Origin of the sequence: Kistimonas asteriae, assembly GCF_018263925.1 — a bacterium.
GTDB classification, from domain to species: Bacteria; Pseudomonadota; Gammaproteobacteria; order Pseudomonadales; family Endozoicomonadaceae; genus Kistimonas; species Kistimonas asteriae.
In genome coordinates this window covers 161,581-180,300 of sequence record NZ_JAEVHF010000008.1, presented here as the reverse complement: position 1 = coordinate 180,300, position 18,720 = coordinate 161,581, and the positions used below count along the sequence as shown (strand labels likewise).

The following is an 18,720-nucleotide window of genomic DNA, read 5'->3' as shown; positions in this document are numbered from 1 at the left end:
TAAAACAAAAAAGCCCGTCACAATGACGGGCTTTTTTATATGAGAGGCTATCTTACATATTCTTGATGATCGCATCCGCAAATTCAGAACACTTCAGCAATGTTGCATCAGGCATCAAGCGTTCAAAGTCATAAGTAACCGTTTTGGCTTCAATCGCACCTTCAACCCCTTTCAGGATCAAATCAGCCGCTTCAAGCCAGCCCAGGTGGCGAACCATCATCTCTGCTGAAAGAATCAGTGATCCAGGATTCACTTTATCCTGACCGGCATATTTTGGGGCAGTACCGTGTGTTGCTTCAAAAATCGCAACACTGCCACCAATATTGGCGCCAGGAGCAATACCGATTCCACCAACCTCAGCCGCCAGAGCGTCAGAGATGTAATCCCCGTTCAGGTTCAGCGTTGCAATAACACTGTACTCATCAGGGCGCATCAGGATCTGCTGAAGGAAGGCGTCAGCAATCACATCCTTAATGATGATTTCATTGCCAGTTTTAGGGTTAACCAGCTTGTGCCATGGGCCACCATCGAGCAGCTCAGCACCAAAGCGTTCCCGAGCCAGCTCATAGCCCCACTCTTTAAACGCACCTTCGGTGTACTTCATGATGTTGCCTTTGTGAACCAAGGTCACAGATGGCTTGTCATTATCGATGGCAAACTGGATGGCTTTTCGGACCAGGCGTTGTGTGCCTTCTTTGGAAACAGGTTTGATCCCAATACCACACCCTTGGTCAAAACGGATTTTCTCAACGCCCATTTCTTCCTTGAGGAAGCGGATGATCTTTTTCGCTTCCGGACTGTCAGCCTGCCACTCAATACCCGCGTAAATATCTTCCGAATTCTCACGGAAGATAACCATGTCCGTTTTCTCTGGTGCAGTGACCGGGCTGGGGACCCCTTTGAACCAGCGCACGGGACGGATACAGGCATACAGATCCAGTTCCTGACGCAATGCGACATTCAATGAGCGGATACCACCCCCAACCGGCGTTGTCAGCGGTCCCTTGATACCGACGCTGTACTCACGCATGGCTTCAAGAGTTTCTTCTGGCAGCCAGACATCATCGCCATAGACTTCCACGGCCTTTTCACCGGAGAACACTTCCATCCAGACAATGGACCGGCTTGAGCCATAGGCTTTTTCTACTGCAGCATCAACCACCTTCAACATGGCTGGCGTTACATCAATACCGATGCCATCGCCTTCGATGTATGGGATAACCGGATGATTGGGAACATTGAGGGAGAGATCGGCATTTACAGTGATTTTGTCACCATCTTTCGGAACTTTGATCTTCTGATATCCCATTATCTACTCCGTAATCTGGACCTTTTTTATGCCGCTGGCGATAACCGGCAGCCTACCTGTTCTTGTAGTTTTGCTACATTAACTGCGGTGTTGACGAAGGCTTGAATCGGCTACTGCCCTCTCGTCATTTATCGCTCATGGCTGTTTGGCGGAATAAGATATACCAAAGCACGCCAAGAATAAATGTAGTTTTGTTACAGAAATGCGTACATACCACGCCAGAGCTTCGTTATACGCCTAAATTATAGCTACATTTCTGGCCGTCTGGGCTTTGGCGCTGGACGTACGGGGCTGCATCATTACAATTGACGCCCTGTTTAACCTCTAACTAGTTTTCACTCTTATGACCGATAACGCGCACACCCGTGTGATCGTTGGCATGTCCGGCGGTGTCGATTCCTCAGTTTCAGCGCTTCTGCTCATGCAGCAGGGCTATCAGGTAGAAGGCCTGTTCATGAAGAACTGGGAAGAAGACGATGACACGGAATACTGCACTGCCCGCCAGGATCTGGCCGATGCCCAGGCAGTCTGTGACCGGCTCGGCATCCATCTTCACAAGGCCAATTTTGCCGCTGAATACTGGGATAATGTCTTTGAACATTTCCTGTCAGAATACCGTGCCGGGCGCACCCCTAATCCCGATATTCTCTGTAACCGGGAAATCAAGTTCAGAGCCTTTCTCGATTATGCACTTGAACTGGGTGCTGACGCCATTGCAACCGGTCATTATGTGCGCCGCGCAGACCGCGACGGACATACCCTGCTGTTGAAAGGGCTGGATAATAACAAGGATCAAAGCTATTTCCTGCATGCGGTAGGCGAACATGAACTGTCACGCAGCCTGTTCCCGGTCGGAGAGCTGGAAAAACATGAGGTTCGAGCCATTGCCGAACAACACCAGTTGGCGACATTCAACAAGAAAGACAGTACGGGGATCTGTTTTATCGGCGAACGTCGTTTCCGCGACTTCCTAAAACAGTACATTCCTGCGCAGCCTGGTGATATTGAAACAGATGATGGCAAGGTCATTGGTCGCCACAGCGGCCTCATGTATCACACCATCGGCCAGCGCCAGGGGCTGGGTATTGGCGGGCTTAAGAATGCTGACGATGCGCCATGGTATGTCATTGAAAAAAATCTGGATCGTAATGTCCTCATCGTCGGTCAGGGGAACGACAATCCCGGCCTGTTTTCCGAAGCCCTGTCCGTTGACACGGTGTACTGGATTAATGACGATCCTGCCCTGGCACCTGACAAACTTCGGGCCAAAGTCAGGTATCGACAGTCTGACCAGGCCTGTACGCTTCAACGAAAGTCGGATGGCGGCTATCATGTCCTCTTCGACGAACCTCAGCGTGCGGTAACCCCTGGCCAGTCCATTGTTTTCTATGATCAGGATGTCTGTCTTGGCGGTGGCATTATCGAGCAACGCTTTGCCCATAAAACCATGATTTCGGGTTGATGTTAGGGGGCCAATGGAGCTGTGAATCAACAAGATCTTGATCGTACCCTGGCGCTGGCCGGCCTGTTCCAGGCCGCCACGCTGGTAGAGAAAATTGCCAAAACGGCCCAGGTGCCTGAGCATGAACTGTCTGTCTGCATTAACAGCATCTTTGCCACTAATCCTGACAGCGTCACGGATGTCTACGGTGGCAGCGCTGGCAATGTGACAGCAGGCCTCAGAGCCCTCAGGGATGTGCTGCAACGTAATCATGACGCCGTGAAAGCCGATGCTATCCGCTATTCCCTGACCCTGATTCATCTGGAGCGCAAATTGCGCGGTAATCCGGGGATGATGAACACCATCTCGGAGCGTATTGACCGCGCCAGGGATCAGGTTCGTCACTTCTCCCCTACCCATGAAAACGTTCTGGCAAGCCTTGCGAGCATTTATCTGGACACGATCAGCACTTTCAAGACCCGTATCCAGGTCATGGGAGATATCCGGCATTTGCAGAACCAGGCCTGTGCCGACAAAATCCGGGCTGCCCTGCTGGCCGGCATGCGCTCTGCCATCCTATGGCGACAGGTGGGCGGACGCCGCTGGCATCTGGTGTTTGGTCGCAACAAAATGCTTGCCGCGATTGACCAGTTGCTCAAAGGTCACTGACCTGAACGGTAACCGACGCAACAAAACCTGATACCGCGGCATTTTTCAGGTAAAATGCCGCGCAATTTTTCAGCCCGTTCCCAGATCCTATCCGGCAGGTTCTGCCCGATAATGATCGGTTAACCGTTTCAATTAAGGGGGTTTTGATGGAATTGTCTGCACTGACAGCGATTTCGCCGGTTGATGGCCGCTATGGCAGCAAGACCAGTCCGCTGCGTGAGATTTTCAGTGAATATGGCCTGATCCGCTTCCGGGTCATGGTCGAGGTACGCTGGCTCCAGCATCTCAGCCAGCAACCCGCTATTACTGAGTTGCCGCCCTTCAGCGAGGAAGCCAGCCAGTTATTGAATACCATCGTTGACGACTTCTCTGAAGTCGATGCTCAGAAAGTCAAAGCGTTTGAGCGTACCACCAATCATGACGTCAAAGCCGTCGAATACTTCCTGAAAGAGAAAATGACTCAGAATGCTGAACTGGCCAAAGCGCTTGAGTTCGTGCATTTTGCCTGTACCTCGGAAGACATCAACAACCTGTCCCATGGCCTGATGCTTCAGGCAGGTCGCGAAGCGATTCTTCAGCCCCTGACCCAGCTGTGCGGTGCCATTCGTGCGCTGGCGCACGATTTTCACGATGTCCCCATGCTTTCTCGCACCCACGGGCAGACAGCCTCTCCCACCACGCTGGGCAAAGAGATGGCAAACGTTGTTTACCGCCTGGAGCGCCAGCTGAAGCAGATCCGTAACGTTGAGCTACTGGGCAAAATCAACGGTGCCGTTGGTAACTACAACGCCCACTACGCCACCTACCCCGAGATCGACTGGCAGGCGCAGGCGTCTGAGTTCATTACCTCGCTGGGAATGACCTTGAACCCCTACACCATCCAGATTGAACCCCATGACTACATTGCAGAGCTCTTCGATGCGATGTCGCGGTTCAATACAATCATGATTGATTTTGACCGGGATGTCTGGGGCTATATCTCGTTGGGATACTTCCGCCAGAAGACCATTGTTGGCGAAGTGGGTTCTTCCACCATGCCGCACAAGGTCAATCCGATCGACTTTGAAAACTCAGAAGGCAACCTTGGGCTGGCTAACGCCATTATGAGCCATCTGGCGACCAAGTTACCCGTTTCTCGCTGGCAGCGTGACCTCACCGATTCCACCGTGCTTCGCAACCTCGGCGTTGGTCTTGGTCATAGCCTGATCGCCTATGAAGCGACACTGAAAGGTATCAGTAAGCTGGAGGTCAATCGGGAACGTCTGGCACAGGACCTGGATAACGCCTGGGAAGTGCTTGCCGAACCCGTTCAGACAGTGATGCGTCGCTATGGTATTGCTGAGCCCTATGAAAAGCTGAAGGCCTTTACCCGGGGTAAAGCCATTACCCGTGAAGGTATGCAGACCTTTATCAATCAGCTGGATATCCCGGCCGATGCCAAGGCGCAACTGCTGACGCTGACACCGTCAGCGTATACCGGTAATGCCGCCGATCAGGCAAAGGCTGTTTGAGTTAGCCTCTAAGCGCCGGCCAGATGCCGGCGTTTTTTTGTATTCTGCGACAGGTTTTCTCATGAATCGCCCCCACTTCCCTGTACTCGCCCACCTTTCTGCCAATGAATTCCTTGACCAGTACTGGCAAAAACAACCGTTGCTGATCAAGCATGCCCTGCCAGACTGGACACTCCCTCTTTCTCCTGATGAGCTGGCAGGGCTGGCCTGCGAGGAGTCCGTTGAATCTCGCCTGCTGCTGCGGCAGTTGGGTGATCAGGAATGGGTATTGAAGCGTGGGCCATTCAATGAACAGGATTTCACAGATCTTCCCCCTGACAACTGGACGCTGCTGGTACAGGCCGTGGACCACTGGGTACCTGAGGTTCGGGAGCTACTGAATGAATTCCGCTTCATCCCGGACTGGCGCCTGGATGATATTATGATCAGCTATGCCACCGAAGGTGGTGGTGTCGGTCCGCATTTTGATAATTATGATGTTTTCCTGATTCAGGCATCAGGTACCCGCCACTGGCAAAGCGGGCAATTGTGCGATGACAGAAGCCCCCTGCTGCCGCACCCAGACCTGAAAATACTGGCAGAGTTCAAGACCGACCAGGATTTCCACATGGAACCGGGCGACATGCTCTATCTTCCGCCCGGTGTTGCACATTGGGGGACTGCAACGTCCAATGATTGTGTGACGGTATCGGTTGGCTTTCGTGCCCCTTCTCACGGTGAAGTTGTCAGTGACTATGGGCTTTGGCTTAACGACCATTTATCTGATTTCCTGCGTTACGCTGACCCAGACCTCAAAGCTCCATCTCATCCAGCTGAAATTTCCGCTGAAGCTATAACCCGGGTGCAAGAGATATTAAAACAATATGCCAATGATCCCGAACAGGTGGCACGCTGGTTTGGTCGGCTGATGACGGAGCCCAAATATCCTGAAAATGCCATGGCTGACCTCGAGCCTGTTACTGCGGAAATGTCGGTGGCTGATGATGCACGGCTTGCCTGGTACCAGTCTGAAGATCTCGATACCGTGTATTTGTTCGCAAACGGGCAAGATTACGCATTGCCCGCTTCACTCAAAACAACTGTCGTGGCTGTTTGTGATAACCGTTACGTCTCAGCAAGTCATATGGAAAATCTGTCAGCCAGTGAGAGGGAGTCTTTGACGGCGTTACTGACTGATCTGGTTGAAAATGGTGTTTTAATGACCGCAGAATAATAGGCAAGCTGATTGGCTGGCTTCACGTTCACACACACTACAATTCAATACAGAAGAGTGTCGGCACAAGACTTTAAATAAGCGCGTTATGTCTCTGTATTTATTGAGTATATTGTTTTTAGGGAGTGCCTTTTTTGCAGCGATTCAATCCAGAATTGCTGCTTAGCAAAGAGATGGAGCAAGCAGGAAAAGCCAACAGGGCTTAATATAGGAGATCGGCTCAAAAACGGTGTGATCGTAATGCTGTCGAACCTGTCTGCAACAACCCTATTCTTGTCTGCACTTACGGATGCCATTGCTACCGCGACGTGTGGTTCTTTCTGCTCATCCTGCGGTTGATTTTCAAGCGCTGTATGAGAGCGTAATCGTAATAGCCTCTCCAGTAACACCACAGTACTGACTGACTGATCGCTTTGCGTAGCAAAAAGCTGATTGAATTTATCCATCAAACTGTCGCCCATGGCGAGTCTGATGCTGTCATCCTTATCAGCACGCTTCTCTTTTTCATTAGACTGCTTGTTCTCAGTTTTCGGACGAATGACCACTGCGGGTTGAGCTGATATCGCTTTTGTATCGGCATCCATCTCATCATCCAGAACAGCAGCGATCGCGTGTTTCGAAAAATGTGGGTTATAAGTGATTTCATCAGCAGCGGAGGTGAAAGCTAACACTCTGGCATTGGCATCAGCCTGCCGATTGGCTCTGGCAAGCTCCGACGTACTCTTGAGCCGATTCAATCGTTTTGCGGCAACAATCTTTTGCTTATTCCTGATTCTTTTTTTCTTAGGCTGCGGCAAGGGTTCATTAAAACGGGTTAAGGGCAGATTGTCAGTAGCCTTATTGCTGATATTTTGCACCCATAATTGGGGTTTGGTTGCCTGCTCACTGTACTCATTTCGCTTAATAGGGATTTGAACGCGCATGAAAATTGTTTCATCAGCCGGTATTGCCATCAACAGAAAATCCAGATTTTCAAGCGAAACTGGCAACTCGCTGGTCAACCGAATAATTCGACGTCCATCAGTCCGCTGCTGCCAGGAGGTCTTGATCGCCGCATTAAAATATTGCAAGGGAACGTCATAATTTTGATGCTCCAGCGGGGAAGCAACATCCACGATAACCGGTGCGTCAGGATCAACAAGACCGGAAACTTCAATCTCCGCATGCAGGGGCTCATTGAATCCAGAGAATAATTGAATCGCGGAAAACTCAACGGCATGAATGGAAGGTGCAAGCAACAGGCATACGGCAAGGAAAAACGTATAAACGCTTAACCCCGAATCATTAATAATGTTGGTATTCGGTTTTTGCCTAACCACTTTCATACTATTTAGAATAGCAAGGCAGAACCGTGAAAATTTGTTATTAAAAAACGCACCCTAAGGTGCGTTTTTTAATGCGCTACGAAGTGATCGCTTTAACAGCCGAACTTGGCTTTGGCCTCCCGGCGACGTGCATGGAGGACAGGTTCTGTGTAGCCATTAGGCTGCTCAGTTCCTTTGAACACCAGATCACAGGCTGCCTGGAAGGCAATACTCTCATCAAAAGCAGGCGCCATATTGCGGTACTCGGGGTCATCAGCATTCTGTCGGTCAACAACAGCAGCCATCCGCTGCATGGTTTCCATCACCTGCTCTTCCGTGCAAACACCATGACGTAACCAGTTGGCGATGTGCTGGCTGGAGATTCGCAGTGTAGCGCGATCTTCCATCAGGCCTACATCATTGATATCCGGCACTTTGGAACAACCAACGCCGTGGTCAACCCAGCGGACAACATAACCCAGAATGCCCTGAGCGTTATTGTCCAGTTCCTGCTGAACATCTTCCGCTGTCAATGCGGCGGGATCATCAAGCAAGGGCACTGTCAGGATGTCATTGAGACTTGCACGCTGGCGGTTGGCCAGCTCGGCCTGTACATCCGCCACATTAACCTGATGATAATGGATGGCATGCAGGGTGGCGGCCGTCGGAGACGGCACCCAGGCCGTATTCGCGCCCGATTTTGGGTGACCAATTTTGACCGACATCATCTGTGCCATCTGGTCAGGAATCGGCCACATTCCCTTGCCGATCTGCGCCCGTCCTTTCAAGCCAGCTGCCAGACCCGTATCGACGTTCCAGTCTTCGTACGCCTTGATCCATGCCTCATTTTTCATGGGGCCTTTGCGTACCACGGGTCCCGCTTCCATGGAGGTATGGATTTCATCCCCTGTGCGATCAAGGAAACCGGTGTTGATGAAAACAACACGCTCTTTAGCGGCAGCGATACAGGTCTTGAGATTCACCGTGGTACGGCGCTCCTCATCCATGATACCGACTTTCAGGGTGTTGACCGGCAGATCCAGTGCTTTCTCAATTCGCCCGAAGAGTGTATTCGTGAATGCGACCTCTTCAGGGCCGTGCATCTTGGGCTTAACGATGTAAACGCTACCCGTGCGTGAATTGCTGTACGGGCCACTGCCCTTAAGGTCGTGGATGGCAATCAGTGACGTTACCATACCATCGAGAATGCCCTCTGGAATTTCATTGCCGTCTTTATCCAGAACCGCCTCATTGGTCATCAGGTGGCCTACATTACGGACAAACATCAGGCTTCGACCAGGCAGAGACAGGGCATTTCCGTCAGGCGTCACATATTCACGGTCTGGGTTGAGGGTCCGTGTGACCGTGCTATCACCTTTCTTGAACTCAATACCCAGCGTTCCCTTCATTAAGCCCAGCCAGTTTCCATAGACAACGGCCTTGTCTTCGGCATCAACAGCCGCGATAGAATCTTCACAGTCCATGATGGTAGTCAGTGCCGATTCCAGTAGGACGTCCTTCACATTGGCCGGGTCATCCTTGCCGATCACATGCTCAGGGTTAATCTGAATTTCCAGATGTATCCCATTGTTTTTTATGAGTATTGCAGAAGGATTATTTAGGTCACCCTGATACCCAACAAACTGTTCAGGCTGCTGAAGCGCTGTTTCTGTACCGTCTTTCAGTTTAACCGCAAGCTGGCCTTCCTTGATGCCATAACCACAGGAATCGGCATGCGAACCCTTGGCAAGTGGTGCGGCCTCGTCCAGAAAACGTCGGGCATAGGCAATCACCAGGGCGCCACGCTCTGGGTTATACCCTCTCCCCTTCTCGGCGCCTGCCTGCTCAGGAATCACGTCGGTACCGTAAAGGGCATCATACAGGCTACCCCAACGGGCATTAGCGGCATTAAGGGCGTACCGGGCATTCATGACCGGTACAACCAGCTGGGGACCTGCCAGTTTTGCGATTTCAGAATCCACATTCTCCGTAGTGATCGTGAAATCTTCAGCTTCTGGCAACAGATAGCCTATCTGTTCGAGGAAAGCGCGGTATTCTGCCGCATTGTGTGACTGACCGCGTCGCTGCTGATGCCAGGTATCAATTTGTACCTGCAGGTTATCACGGCGTGCCAGTAAGGCTTTATTGACGGGAGCCAGCTCAGTGATAATGGCTTCCAGCTCGGTCCAGAAGTGATTGGCATCTACCCCTGTTCCCGGCGCTATCTCGTTGGCAACCAGGTCATGTAAAACCTTGGCAACCTGGAGACCACCTGCTTGTATGCGTTCTGTCATCGTTATTATGCCTCTCAGCCCTGGTGAACAATCCTGTCCTGCCAACCCCCAAGCCTCCCCCGGCGAACAGCAGGTTTCAGGGTATAGGAGTGTGAAAATGCCGGAAAATTCTAGAAGATGCCACTAGGATTTCGCTAATTTATCGTCTTTATGACCGCTATTTCCCGGATGAATAAAATCCGACACCTGATTGCCATACCCTACCGATCGTAACTGTTGCTTATGTCATGCCAGTAAAGATTCATACAGGGCATATTCGTTATAAAAAATAAAAATTGCTCCCCATCCGTAGTTCCACTTACAATGCTCCGGCATGCGACTGGTGCCTTATGGTTGGCACGGTATTGAGGGGTATCAACCAACCTGTTTGCAAGCATCAGGCGCTCATTCCAGAAGTCAGGAGCGAAACATGACCACCTATAACCGCCAAGAAGAAATCGCCCGCATCGAGAAAGACTGGGCCGAGAATCCCCGCTGGAAAAACGTCAAGCGTACCTACACCGCAGAAGATGTTGTGCGCCTGCGCGGTTCCGTCAAGATCGAGAACACGATTGCCCGCCAAGGTGCCGAAAAGCTCTGGGACCTGGTATATGGCGGCACAGCCAAGAAAGGTTATGTTAACTGCTTGGGTGCACTGACTGGTGGTCAGGCGGTTCAGCAGGTCAAGGCCGGCATCGAAGCCATTTACCTGTCTGGCTGGCAGGTTGCGGCGGATAACAACTCTGCCAGCAGCATGTACCCTGACCAGTCCCTGTACCCGGTTGACTCTGTTCCTGCCGTCATCAAGCGCATCAACAACAGCTTCCGTCGTGCTGACCAGATCCAGTGGAAGAACGGCGTTAACCCGAGCGATGACAACTACACCAACATGTTCGCGCCTATTGTTGCTGACGCAGAAGCTGGTTTTGGTGGCGTTCTGAACGCCTACGAGCTGATGAAGCACATGATCGAAGCCGGTGCGGCTGGTGTCCACTTTGAAGATCAGCTGGCTTCCGTCAAGAAGTGCGGCCACATGGGCGGTAAGGTACTGGTTCCTACCCAGGAAGCCGTTCAAAAGCTGATCGCAGCGCGGCTGGCGGCTGATGTTGCCGACGTGCCAACCATTGTACTGGCCCGTACTGACGCTAACGCAGCTGACCTGATCACTTCAGACTGCGACGAGTATGATGCGCCCTTCCTGACCGGTGAGCGTACCCCTGAAGGCTTCTTCCGCGTTAAAGCCGGCATTGATCAGGCCATCGCCCGTGGTCTGGCCTATGCCCCTTATGCTGATCTGCTCTGGTGTGAAACGGCGACTCCGGATCTGGACGAAGCCCGCAAGTTCGCCGAAGCCATCCGTGCCGAGTACCCGGATCAGCTGCTGGCCTACAATTGTTCACCGAGCTTCAACTGGAAGAAGAACCTGGACGACGCCACCATCGCCAAGTTCCAGCAGGAGCTGTCCGACATGGGCTACAAGTACCAGTTCATCACTCTCGCGGGTATCCATAACATGTGGTACAACATGTTCGAACTGGCACACAACTATGCCCAGGGCGAAGGCATGAAGCATTATGTTGAAATGGTTCAGGAGCCTGAGTTTGCTGCTGCCGAGAAGGGTTACACCTTCGTAGCGCACCAGCAGGAAGTGGGTACAGGTTACTTTGATGACATGACCACTGTCATTCAGGGTGGCAAGTCCTCTGTGACGGCTCTGACCGGTTCTACCGAAGAAGAGCAGTTCTAATATTGCTATCAGCCCAAAAAGAGGCCAGCTATTCGCTGGCCTCTTTTTGTAATACGGCAACAACGCTTTTCTCGTCACGACGTCCTACATCATTCAAAAGTCTCATTTCCCAAGGTTTTTCAATGATAGAGCAACGAATAGCTGACTTTTCGAAATCAGTTGCCGGAATTCTTGTTTGATTTCTTAAAACGTGAACCTGCAGCGTTCTCAGCAATTCTTTCATGTTGTCATTTGCATTCTGTTGAGCACACCTTATTTGAGATTCTTCAACCGGCATAGAGCCCATAAGCGGCGCTTTTTCACGCCTGAGCCGTTCCGTCGCCCTTTCAGCCGGGGGCGTCATGGAAAGATAATGATTACTCTGCCTTGAACTTGTGATAATCGCTTTTAATCGACAAAATAATTCATGTCTCTCGAGGAATGCTTGACCTTTCGCCTCATCAATCGGGACGACTTCAGTGCTGCTTTGTGAGTCAGCACCGGTGTTAGGTGCAGCCAAAAAAGCCATTAGACTCGAAGATAGCAATCTGCCTTTTTCTTTTTCAGCGCTTATTAAGTTAAGAATAACTTCCTCGGAGAGGTTGCAGCCAGCATCATCCCAGTTAAGTGTTTCATGTGGCCGACATGCTAACACGGCTTTTTCACTCGATTTTAAATCGACAATAGCTGTTTTTAATTCTTTATTTGAATAAGCTTCCCAAGATCTTACTCTTTTGGCTGGCACAGGGCTCTTTGTATTCTTCCTTACTTTTCTTTTGTTCACCTTTATTTCTGCGCTGCCATTATGGCTAATATCGGGATAACGGTCTAATGGGTCAGATTTACTACGCGTACTAACACCCGTCTTACAAGCTGACGTTGCAGTAGCGTCAAAGTATTTCGAGCTTTTTTTCAGCCTCATCGTTCCCTTTTCTGTTGAACAATGGTCTTGGCGCTCTTCTCTTGACTGGTTGCGATAACTAGAGCCTAGTGCTCCCTTTCCGATTGTCTTCATAGTATGCATCATCCTTAAAGCTTGATTACTCCATTTAAGTCTTCGGTAATCTTACTTCAAGAAAGCCAGTTCTTAAGCGGTCTAGCTGCAGTCTGTTATCGATAATAACTTTTTGGTTATCCCTCCTTGTCAGCCTCAGGTGCTAACCGCGCAAAGTTAACACCTGGGGGGGGAATATTCGATCATCGATTCTGGGCAATGGATATAATCATCCTTCTGAGCCATTGATGCCCTGAATCCTGTTGTAACAAAGGGCTCCAGGCCATTTTTAGCTCAAAAGCGGGAATTTCAAAGGGCGGCGCAAGCACAACGAGATCTCCCCCACCAGTCTGGAGTCGTGCTGCACGGGTGGGCAGTGTTGCTATCAAGTCATTGTTGCGAACCAGTTGCATTGCGACTTGGTAGTGGCGGGTAAAAACTGAAATTGTTCTTTTTTTGCCCAGTCGGTCCAGAGCCTCATCGACCCAGCCCAGTCTCTGAACATCTTCAGGATTCACGCCAACCCCAACCCCCATGCCGGTTTTACTGACCCAGACATGCCGGGCAGCTAGATAGTTATCAAGGATAAATTCATCAAGAATCGGATTGCTGCGGCTGATCAGACAGGAAAAGTCATCTTCCCAGATAATCGCCTGATGGAAAGACTGGGGCATATCGTCAAAGCGGTTGATGGCCATATCCACCCTGCCCCGCTCAACATCCTGAAAGCTAACATCGCTGGGCGTCAACACATCCAAGGTTACATCAGGCGCTTCGAGGCGCAGTTGGCGCAATACCTGAGGAATCAGAGTGGATTCCGCATAATCACTGGCCATAATCCGAAAAACGCGTCGGCTGGTGGCACTTTCGAAAGGTTTTCGTGGCTGAACGGCCTGCTCGATTTCAGCCAGCACATTGCGAACGATGGGCTGTAACTGACGGGCACGCTCTGTTGGGGTCATACCATCACTGGTTCTCACAAGGAGCGGATCTTCAAACAAATCCCGCAATCGCCGCAGGCCATTACTCATGGCCGGCTGCGTAATACCTAACTGGTCTGCTGCTCGGGTGACATTCCGCTCCCGTAACAGGGCATCCAGGTAAACCAGCAAATTCAGATCAATTCTCGATACGTTCATGCTTATGGCGACTTCTGGTCAGTGCATCCCTGCCTGTTATTCATGGCTTTTATGTCGGAAATAATAACTATAAATTTCCGAAATTTTCTCACACTCCATAGAATTCGTCACGTTCATGTAGTTCACCAATATCAATCACTACAGGAGTAACGCATGACTACCTATAACCGCCAGGAAGAAATCGCCCGCATCGAGAAAGACTGGGCCGAGAATCCCCGCTGGAAAAACGTCAAGCGTACCTACACCGCAGAAGATGTTGTGCGCCTGCGCGGTTCCGTCAAGATCGAGAACACGATTGCCCGCCAAGGTGCCGAAAAGCTCTGGGACCTGGTATATGGCGGTACAGCCAAGAAAGGTTATGTGAACTGCCTCGGCGCCCTGACTGGTGGCCAGGCGGTTCAGCAGGTTAAGGCCGGCATCGAAGCCATTTATCTATCTGGCTGGCAGGTTGCGGCGGATAACAACTCCGCCAGCAGCATGTACCCTGACCAGTCCCTGTATCCGGTCGACTCTGTCCCAGCCGTCATCAAGCGCATCAACAACAGCTTCCGTCGTGCTGACCAGATCCAGTGGAAGAACGGTGTTAACCCGGGCGATGGCAACTACACCAACATGTTCGCGCCTATTGTTGCTGACGCAGAAGCCGGTTTCGGCGGCGTTCTGAACGCTTATGAGCTGATGAAGCACATGATCGAAGCGGGTGCGGCCGGTGTCCACTTCGAAGACCAGCTGGCTTCCGTCAAGAAGTGTGGTCACATGGGCGGTAAGGTACTGGTTCCTACCCAGGAAGCCGTTCAAAAGCTGATCGCAGCGCGGCTGGCGGCTGATGTTGCCGACGTGCCAACCATTGTACTGGCCCGTACTGACGCTAACGCGGCTGACCTGATCACTTCAGACTGCGACGAGTATGATGCGCCCTTCCTGACCGGTGAGCGTACCCCTGAAGGTTTCTTCCGTGTAAAGGCCGGCATTGATCAAGCTATCGCCCGTGGTCTGGCCTATGCCCCTTATGCTGACCTGCTCTGGTGTGAAACGGCGACCCCTGATCTGGACGAAGCCCGTAAGTTTGCCGAAGCCATCCGTGCCGAGTACCCGGATCAGCTGCTGGCCTACAACTGCTCACCGAGCTTCAACTGGAAGAAGAACCTGGACGACGCCACCATCGCCAAGTTCCAGCAGGAACTGTCTGACATGGGCTACAAGTACCAGTTCATCACCCTCGCGGGCATCCATAACATGTGGTACAACATGTTCGAACTGGCGCACAACTATGCCCAGGGCGAAGGCATGAAGCATTATGTTGAAATGGTTCAGGAGCCTGAGTTTGCTGCTGCCGAGAAGGGTTACACCTTCGTTGCTCACCAGCAGGAAGTCGGTACTGGTTATTTCGATGACATGACCACTGTCATTCAGGGTGGAAAGTCCTCTGTGACGGCTCTGACCGGTTCTACCGAAGAAGAGCAGTTCTAAGACTGAAGTCTTGAATCTCGTATAAAAAACGCCGGCTCCTGCCGGCGTTTTTTGCATCAGTGAGTTTCAAAACCGGTTTATTCTAAGCTGTGCTGCCCTGGCTTATGAAGCATCAAAAATATGCCCTGGCGTCTGACCAAAATTCTTTTTGAAGAGATGATTAAACGCGCTCAAGCTCGAAAATCCTACCTCCATTGCCACGGTCGAAACCGGTAACCCTTTTGCCAGAAGCTTTAATGCCAGAAAAAGCCGAGCCTGCTGCCGGTACTCGACAAAAGAAAGCCCGATATCTTTACGTAATAACCGGCTCAGCGAACGACTACTGATGTTGATGTATGCAGCCCATTCAGCCAGGGTACGATTATCGTCAGGATGCTCTAGTATGCTTTCACAGACATGCTTCAACCTGACATCGGTTGGCATGGGTAAATAAAAAGTCATTTCATTGGCACGTTTCAGCTGATCCAAAATAACCAGAAACAGTCGCTCTGCCTCCCCGCTTTTCTCCGTTTCTTTGGTTAATACGGCCAAATGCAGGATCAGTTCACGCAGGAGCGGGGAAACATTCAGAACACAGCTTTTTTCAGGCAGTTGTTGGTAGCCGTCAACGCTGACGTACAGGTTTCGCATCTCCGCCTGCCCATACATCGTCACTCTGTGGTCAATATATGGAGGAATCCAGACGGCTCTCTGCGGGGGAACAACCCAGTGATTATCTGCTGTTTCTACGGTCATTACGCCGCTGCAGGCATAAACCAGCTGGGCGAAATCATGATGATGCCAGTTAATCACCCAATCGTCTGGATACGATTGGGGAATAACGATGGCGGTACGTGGCGATCCGGAAAAAGGAATAGACTTTTTCATGCTGTCTCATTTGAGCAAAAGGTCGGCTCTGTAGATTCTATGCGTCAAATTCTTGATCCATAAACTGTCCGTATCAAGACTCAAGCAGGATTAGTTTATGAATAAACAACGCCTTCACTTTCATGTGCTCAATGTGGGGCACGCCCTGGATCATTTTTTCATACTCATCTTCCCGACAGCCGTGTTGGCCCTGCAAAAAAGCTGGGATATTGATTATGCCGAATTACTGACGTACGGCACCTTCGGTGTCCTTGCCTATGGGCTGGGCTCTATTCCTTCTGGCTGGCTCGGAGACCGCTGGAGCCAGCGAGGCATGATGAATGCCTACTACTATGGCATGGGATTGTCTGCCATTTTGACCGCGTTTGCCCAGACCCCGACACAGCTCGCAACCGGTGTTGCCGCTATTGGCTTGTTTGCCTCTATCTACCATCCGGTTGGCACGGCGCTGGTTTTCAGTACCGCTAAAAAAACAGGTCGGGCCATTGCAGTCAATGCGCTGGCGGGCAATATGGGATTGGCCTGCGCGGCTGGTGTGACGGCACTGTTATCACAGGTGATTGGCTGGCAGGCGGCATTCATTATCCCCGGTATTCTCTGTGTACTGGCGGGCGTTGTTTATACCTTGGTATCCAGGGATGTAAAGATTTTCCAGCACCGTGGGAACCAACAAAATGAGACCTATTCAAGCAATAACACTCTAATAAAAATGTTTGCAGTCATTGCTGTTATCGCCTGTTTTGGCGGATTGGTGTTCCAGAGCCTGACGACCGCATTACCAAAAATTATTGATGCCTCGTTTAATATATCTCTCAGTACAACAGGCATGCTGTCTACCACTATTTACCTTCTGGCTGCAGTCATTCAGCTGATTATTGGCGAACTGCTGGACAGGGTTTCTGCCCGTTTACTGCTGATTTTTGTGACGTCTTCTCAGGTCGTTTTCTTAATTCTCGCGGCCTTCACTTCAGGCTGGATGCTGATTCCGGTCTTTATTGGACTAATGTCCAGCACTTATGCGCAGATTCCGATTAACGACTGGCTGATTGGACGGCATTCATCAGATCAGTGGCGTTCAAGAATCTACGCCATGAAATACATGGTGAGCTTCAGTACAGCACCCGTTGCGTATTGGTTGATTGCGGTTATCTATGGAAAAACGAATGAATTCAATTCGTTATACGGGATTCTTGCGGCTGGAATGCTGCTGTCAACCTTGGCGGCCTGGCTAATGCCGGTTATCAGGTCAGAATCGGATGAAGCCTATCGTCACAATCTGGCTTGAACTTACAATTATGCTCAACTGAAGGCTCCTCTCAGGATGTGCTTTCAGTTATCTTTGCCACATCACACTACAAGAATACGAAAAATAGATTTCAGTGAACGCTGGGGTGATACCAGTAAAAAATCTGGTGGCTGTATAAAAACCGAACAGATGAATGGAAGGATCAGATTAAATCATGCTGGAAGTATTGAACGGCACGGATTTGAGAAGAGTCTTATTGTCGGCCAGCCCAGACAGGCTACTCAATAACCTGACAGCCATTAAAATTCATTTCCTTTAAGATCATTTGAAGAAACTGTTTTAACGGCAAATAAAAAAAGGGAGCCAGATGGCTCCCTTTCTGTTGGAGGCGGGCACCGGAGTTGAACCGGCCTAGATGGAGTTGCAGTCCACTGTATAACCGCTCTACCAACCCGCCTTAAAACTTTCAGATACTATCAATATGGTGCCCGGAGCCGGAATCGAACCGGCACGACCTAACGGTCGAGGGATTTTAAATCCCTTGTGTCTACCAATTTCACCATCCGGGCGTTATCTATTCACCGGAAATCACTTTCCAGACACCACATCATAAATCGTCTTGCAGTGTTTCATCAAAGGCTTTGATGAAAAATGGAGGCGGGCACCGGAGTCGAACCGGCCTAGATGGAGTTGCAGTCCACTGTATAACCGCTCTACCAACCCGCCTTAACTGTCACCTGCCTGGAATATGGAGCGGGAAACGAGACTCGAACTCGCGACCCCAACCTTGGCAAGGTTGTGCTCTACCAACTGAGCTATTCCCGCACTGCCCTGCAGAAGACGAGGGCTATTGTATGGACTTATAACAATCTGTCAAGCATATGATAAATAACAGTTTATTTAGCACCAAAAGGCTTAAGTTCCGGCCATGCCGCTTTCAGATAAACAACCATAGACCATAGCGTGAGAATCGCCGCCACATAGAGCAAAACCATGCCAGACATGCCGACCAGGCTGTCTGCAAAACCAGGTGCCCAGAGCAGTAATGTGATGGCACCCATCTGCATCATCGTCTTCATTTTACCGATGAAGCTGACGGCCACACTGGTGCGCTTGCCTATCTCTGCCATCCACTCCCGTAAGGCAGAGATCATGATTTCGCGCCCGATGATGATCAATGCCGGAATGGTCAGCAGCGGGCTGTCAAATTTCTCAATCAGGGTGGCGAGAGCCACGGCGACCATCAACTTGTCCGCCACAGGATCAAGGAACGCACCAAAGGGGGTGGTCTGATTCAGCCTTCTCGCCAGATAACCATCAAACCAGTCGGTAAAGGATGCGACCATAAAAATCGCAGCACTGGCCAGATTCGTCCAGCTAAACGGGAGATATATAACCACCACGATGACCGGAATCAGCAGCAAACGTATCAATGTCAAAATATTCGGTATATTCATCGTCTGAAATGAGCCTGAAAATCATCCACTGTGTAGGGAGGCACTCCCGATTTTGGGCGTCAGTGTAACAGTTACCGGCCGGTGATTGGATAACTAATCAT

14 protein-coding genes and 4 tRNA genes are annotated in these 18,720 nt (G+C 50.7%); 7 read left to right on the top strand and 11 right to left on the bottom strand.

Features of this window, described 5'->3' with window-relative positions; all coding sequences use genetic code 11:
• Positions 1-52: 52 nt before the first annotated feature.
• The gene (gene icd, locus KHS78_RS11230; RefSeq protein ID WP_211828483.1) at positions 53-1,309 is read right to left on the bottom strand and encodes an NADP-dependent isocitrate dehydrogenase; all 1,257 of its coding nucleotides are present in this window, start codon (positions 1,307-1,309) and stop codon (positions 53-55) included.
• A gap of 343 nt (positions 1,310-1,652) precedes the next feature.
• On the opposite strand from icd, the gene mnmA reads away from it, so the two are divergent.
• The 4 genes from mnmA (at position 1,653) to KHS78_RS11210 (ending at position 6,143) form a co-directional block, all read left to right on the top strand.
• Positions 1,653-2,771: a tRNA 2-thiouridine(34) synthase MnmA gene (gene mnmA, locus KHS78_RS11225; RefSeq protein WP_211828481.1), complete on the top strand. Its 1,119-nt coding sequence runs from the start codon at positions 1,653-1,655 to the stop codon at positions 2,769-2,771.
• A gap of 21 nt (positions 2,772-2,792) precedes the next feature.
• On the top strand, positions 2,793-3,419 hold the full coding sequence (gene hflD, locus KHS78_RS11220; RefSeq protein WP_211828479.1) for a high frequency lysogenization protein HflD: 627 nt from the start codon (positions 2,793-2,795) through the stop codon (positions 3,417-3,419).
• A 146-nt stretch (positions 3,420-3,565) separates the two neighbouring features.
• Entirely contained in the window at positions 3,566-4,930 is a 1,365-nt protein-coding gene (gene purB, locus KHS78_RS11215; RefSeq protein ID WP_211828477.1) for an adenylosuccinate lyase, read from the top strand.
• A 61-nt stretch (positions 4,931-4,991) separates the two neighbouring features.
• On the top strand, positions 4,992-6,143 hold the full coding sequence (locus KHS78_RS11210; RefSeq protein WP_211828475.1) for a cupin domain-containing protein: 1,152 nt from the start codon (positions 4,992-4,994) through the stop codon (positions 6,141-6,143).
• 86 nt (positions 6,144-6,229) lie between these two features.
• On the opposite strand, the gene KHS78_RS11205 is transcribed toward KHS78_RS11210, so the two are convergent.
• Positions 6,230-7,468 carry a type IV pilus assembly protein FimV gene (locus tag KHS78_RS11205; RefSeq protein WP_211828473.1) on the bottom strand — a complete coding sequence of 413 codons (1,239 nt, stop codon included), beginning with the start codon at positions 7,466-7,468 and terminating at the stop codon, positions 6,230-6,232.
• A gap of 92 nt (positions 7,469-7,560) precedes the next feature.
• Positions 7,561-9,741 (bottom strand): malate synthase G, encoded by a 2,181-nt coding sequence (locus tag KHS78_RS11200; RefSeq protein ID WP_211828472.1) that lies wholly within the window; start codon positions 9,739-9,741, stop codon positions 7,561-7,563.
• 409 nt (positions 9,742-10,150) lie between these two features.
• Between KHS78_RS11200 and aceA (KHS78_RS11195) the strand changes: the two genes are divergently transcribed.
• Positions 10,151-11,467: an isocitrate lyase gene (gene aceA, locus KHS78_RS11195; RefSeq protein WP_211828470.1), complete on the top strand. Its 1,317-nt coding sequence runs from the start codon at positions 10,151-10,153 to the stop codon at positions 11,465-11,467.
• A gap of 28 nt (positions 11,468-11,495) precedes the next feature.
• On the opposite strand, the gene KHS78_RS11190 is transcribed toward aceA (KHS78_RS11195), so the two are convergent.
• Both KHS78_RS11190 and KHS78_RS11185 read right to left on the bottom strand, forming a co-directional pair.
• On the bottom strand, positions 11,496-12,461 hold the full coding sequence (locus KHS78_RS11190; RefSeq protein WP_211828468.1) for a hypothetical protein: 966 nt from the start codon (positions 12,459-12,461) through the stop codon (positions 11,496-11,498).
• A gap of 182 nt (positions 12,462-12,643) precedes the next feature.
• Complete coding sequence (locus KHS78_RS11185) at positions 12,644-13,579, bottom strand: LysR family transcriptional regulator (protein ID WP_211828466.1); 936 nt, start codon at positions 13,577-13,579, stop codon at positions 12,644-12,646.
• A gap of 153 nt (positions 13,580-13,732) precedes the next feature.
• Between KHS78_RS11185 and aceA (KHS78_RS11180) the strand changes: the two genes are divergently transcribed.
• Complete coding sequence (gene aceA / locus KHS78_RS11180) at positions 13,733-15,049, top strand: isocitrate lyase (RefSeq protein WP_211828465.1); 1,317 nt, start codon at positions 13,733-13,735, stop codon at positions 15,047-15,049.
• Between the two features lie 102 nt (positions 15,050-15,151).
• Here the strand turns inward: aceA (KHS78_RS11180) and KHS78_RS11175 are convergent, their stop codons facing one another.
• Positions 15,152-15,916, bottom strand: a complete 765-nt coding sequence (locus tag KHS78_RS11175) for an AraC family transcriptional regulator (RefSeq protein ID WP_211828463.1) — start codon at positions 15,914-15,916, stop codon at positions 15,152-15,154.
• Between the two features lie 97 nt (positions 15,917-16,013).
• Between KHS78_RS11175 and KHS78_RS11170 the strand changes: the two genes are divergently transcribed.
• Complete coding sequence (locus tag KHS78_RS11170) at positions 16,014-17,201, top strand: MFS transporter (RefSeq protein WP_211828461.1); 1,188 nt, start codon at positions 16,014-16,016, stop codon at positions 17,199-17,201.
• A 344-nt stretch (positions 17,202-17,545) separates the two neighbouring features.
• Here KHS78_RS11170 and KHS78_RS11165 read toward each other — a convergent pair.
• The 5 genes from KHS78_RS11165 to pgsA form a co-directional block, all read right to left on the bottom strand.
• Positions 17,546-17,619 (bottom strand) — tRNA-Cys (locus tag KHS78_RS11165).
• 25 nt (positions 17,620-17,644) lie between these two features.
• Positions 17,645-17,731: transfer RNA gene (locus tag KHS78_RS11160), tRNA-Leu, on the bottom strand.
• Between the two features lie 83 nt (positions 17,732-17,814).
• A tRNA-Cys gene (locus tag KHS78_RS11155) sits at positions 17,815-17,888 on the bottom strand.
• 23 nt (positions 17,889-17,911) lie between these two features.
• A tRNA-Gly gene (locus KHS78_RS11150) sits at positions 17,912-17,987 on the bottom strand.
• A gap of 71 nt (positions 17,988-18,058) precedes the next feature.
• Positions 18,059-18,619: a CDP-diacylglycerol--glycerol-3-phosphate 3-phosphatidyltransferase gene (gene pgsA, locus KHS78_RS11145; RefSeq protein ID WP_211828459.1), complete on the bottom strand. Its 561-nt coding sequence runs from the start codon at positions 18,617-18,619 to the stop codon at positions 18,059-18,061.
• Positions 18,620-18,720: the final 101 nt, after the last annotated feature.

Bases quoted from the DNA above. Each gene is read 5' to 3' on its own strand.
- icd (WP_211828483.1), bottom strand. From the start codon at position 1,309: ATGGGATATCAGAAGATCAAAGTTCCGAAAGATGGTGACAAAATCACT.
- mnmA (WP_211828481.1), top strand. From the start codon at position 1,653: ATGACCGATAACGCGCACACCCGTGTGATCGTTGGCATGTCCGGCGGT.
- purB (WP_211828477.1), top strand. From the start codon at position 3,566: ATGGAATTGTCTGCACTGACAGCGATTTCGCCGGTTGATGGCCGCTAT.
- KHS78_RS11210 (WP_211828475.1), top strand. From the start codon at position 4,992: ATGAATCGCCCCCACTTCCCTGTACTCGCCCACCTTTCTGCCAATGAA.
- KHS78_RS11205 (WP_211828473.1), bottom strand. From the start codon at position 7,468: ATGAAAGTGGTTAGGCAAAAACCGAATACCAACATTATTAATGATTCG.
- KHS78_RS11200 (WP_211828472.1), bottom strand. From the start codon at position 9,741: ATGACAGAACGCATACAAGCAGGTGGTCTCCAGGTTGCCAAGGTTTTA.
- aceA (WP_211828470.1), top strand. From the start codon at position 10,151: ATGACCACCTATAACCGCCAAGAAGAAATCGCCCGCATCGAGAAAGAC.
- KHS78_RS11190 (WP_211828468.1), bottom strand. From the start codon at position 12,461: ATGAAGACAATCGGAAAGGGAGCACTAGGCTCTAGTTATCGCAACCAG.
- KHS78_RS11185 (WP_211828466.1), bottom strand. From the start codon at position 13,579: ATGAACGTATCGAGAATTGATCTGAATTTGCTGGTTTACCTGGATGCC.
- aceA (WP_211828465.1), top strand. From the start codon at position 13,733: ATGACTACCTATAACCGCCAGGAAGAAATCGCCCGCATCGAGAAAGAC.
- KHS78_RS11175 (WP_211828463.1), bottom strand. From the start codon at position 15,916: ATGAAAAAGTCTATTCCTTTTTCCGGATCGCCACGTACCGCCATCGTT.
- KHS78_RS11170 (WP_211828461.1), top strand. From the start codon at position 16,014: ATGAATAAACAACGCCTTCACTTTCATGTGCTCAATGTGGGGCACGCC.
- pgsA (WP_211828459.1), bottom strand. From the start codon at position 18,619: ATGAATATACCGAATATTTTGACATTGATACGTTTGCTGCTGATTCCG.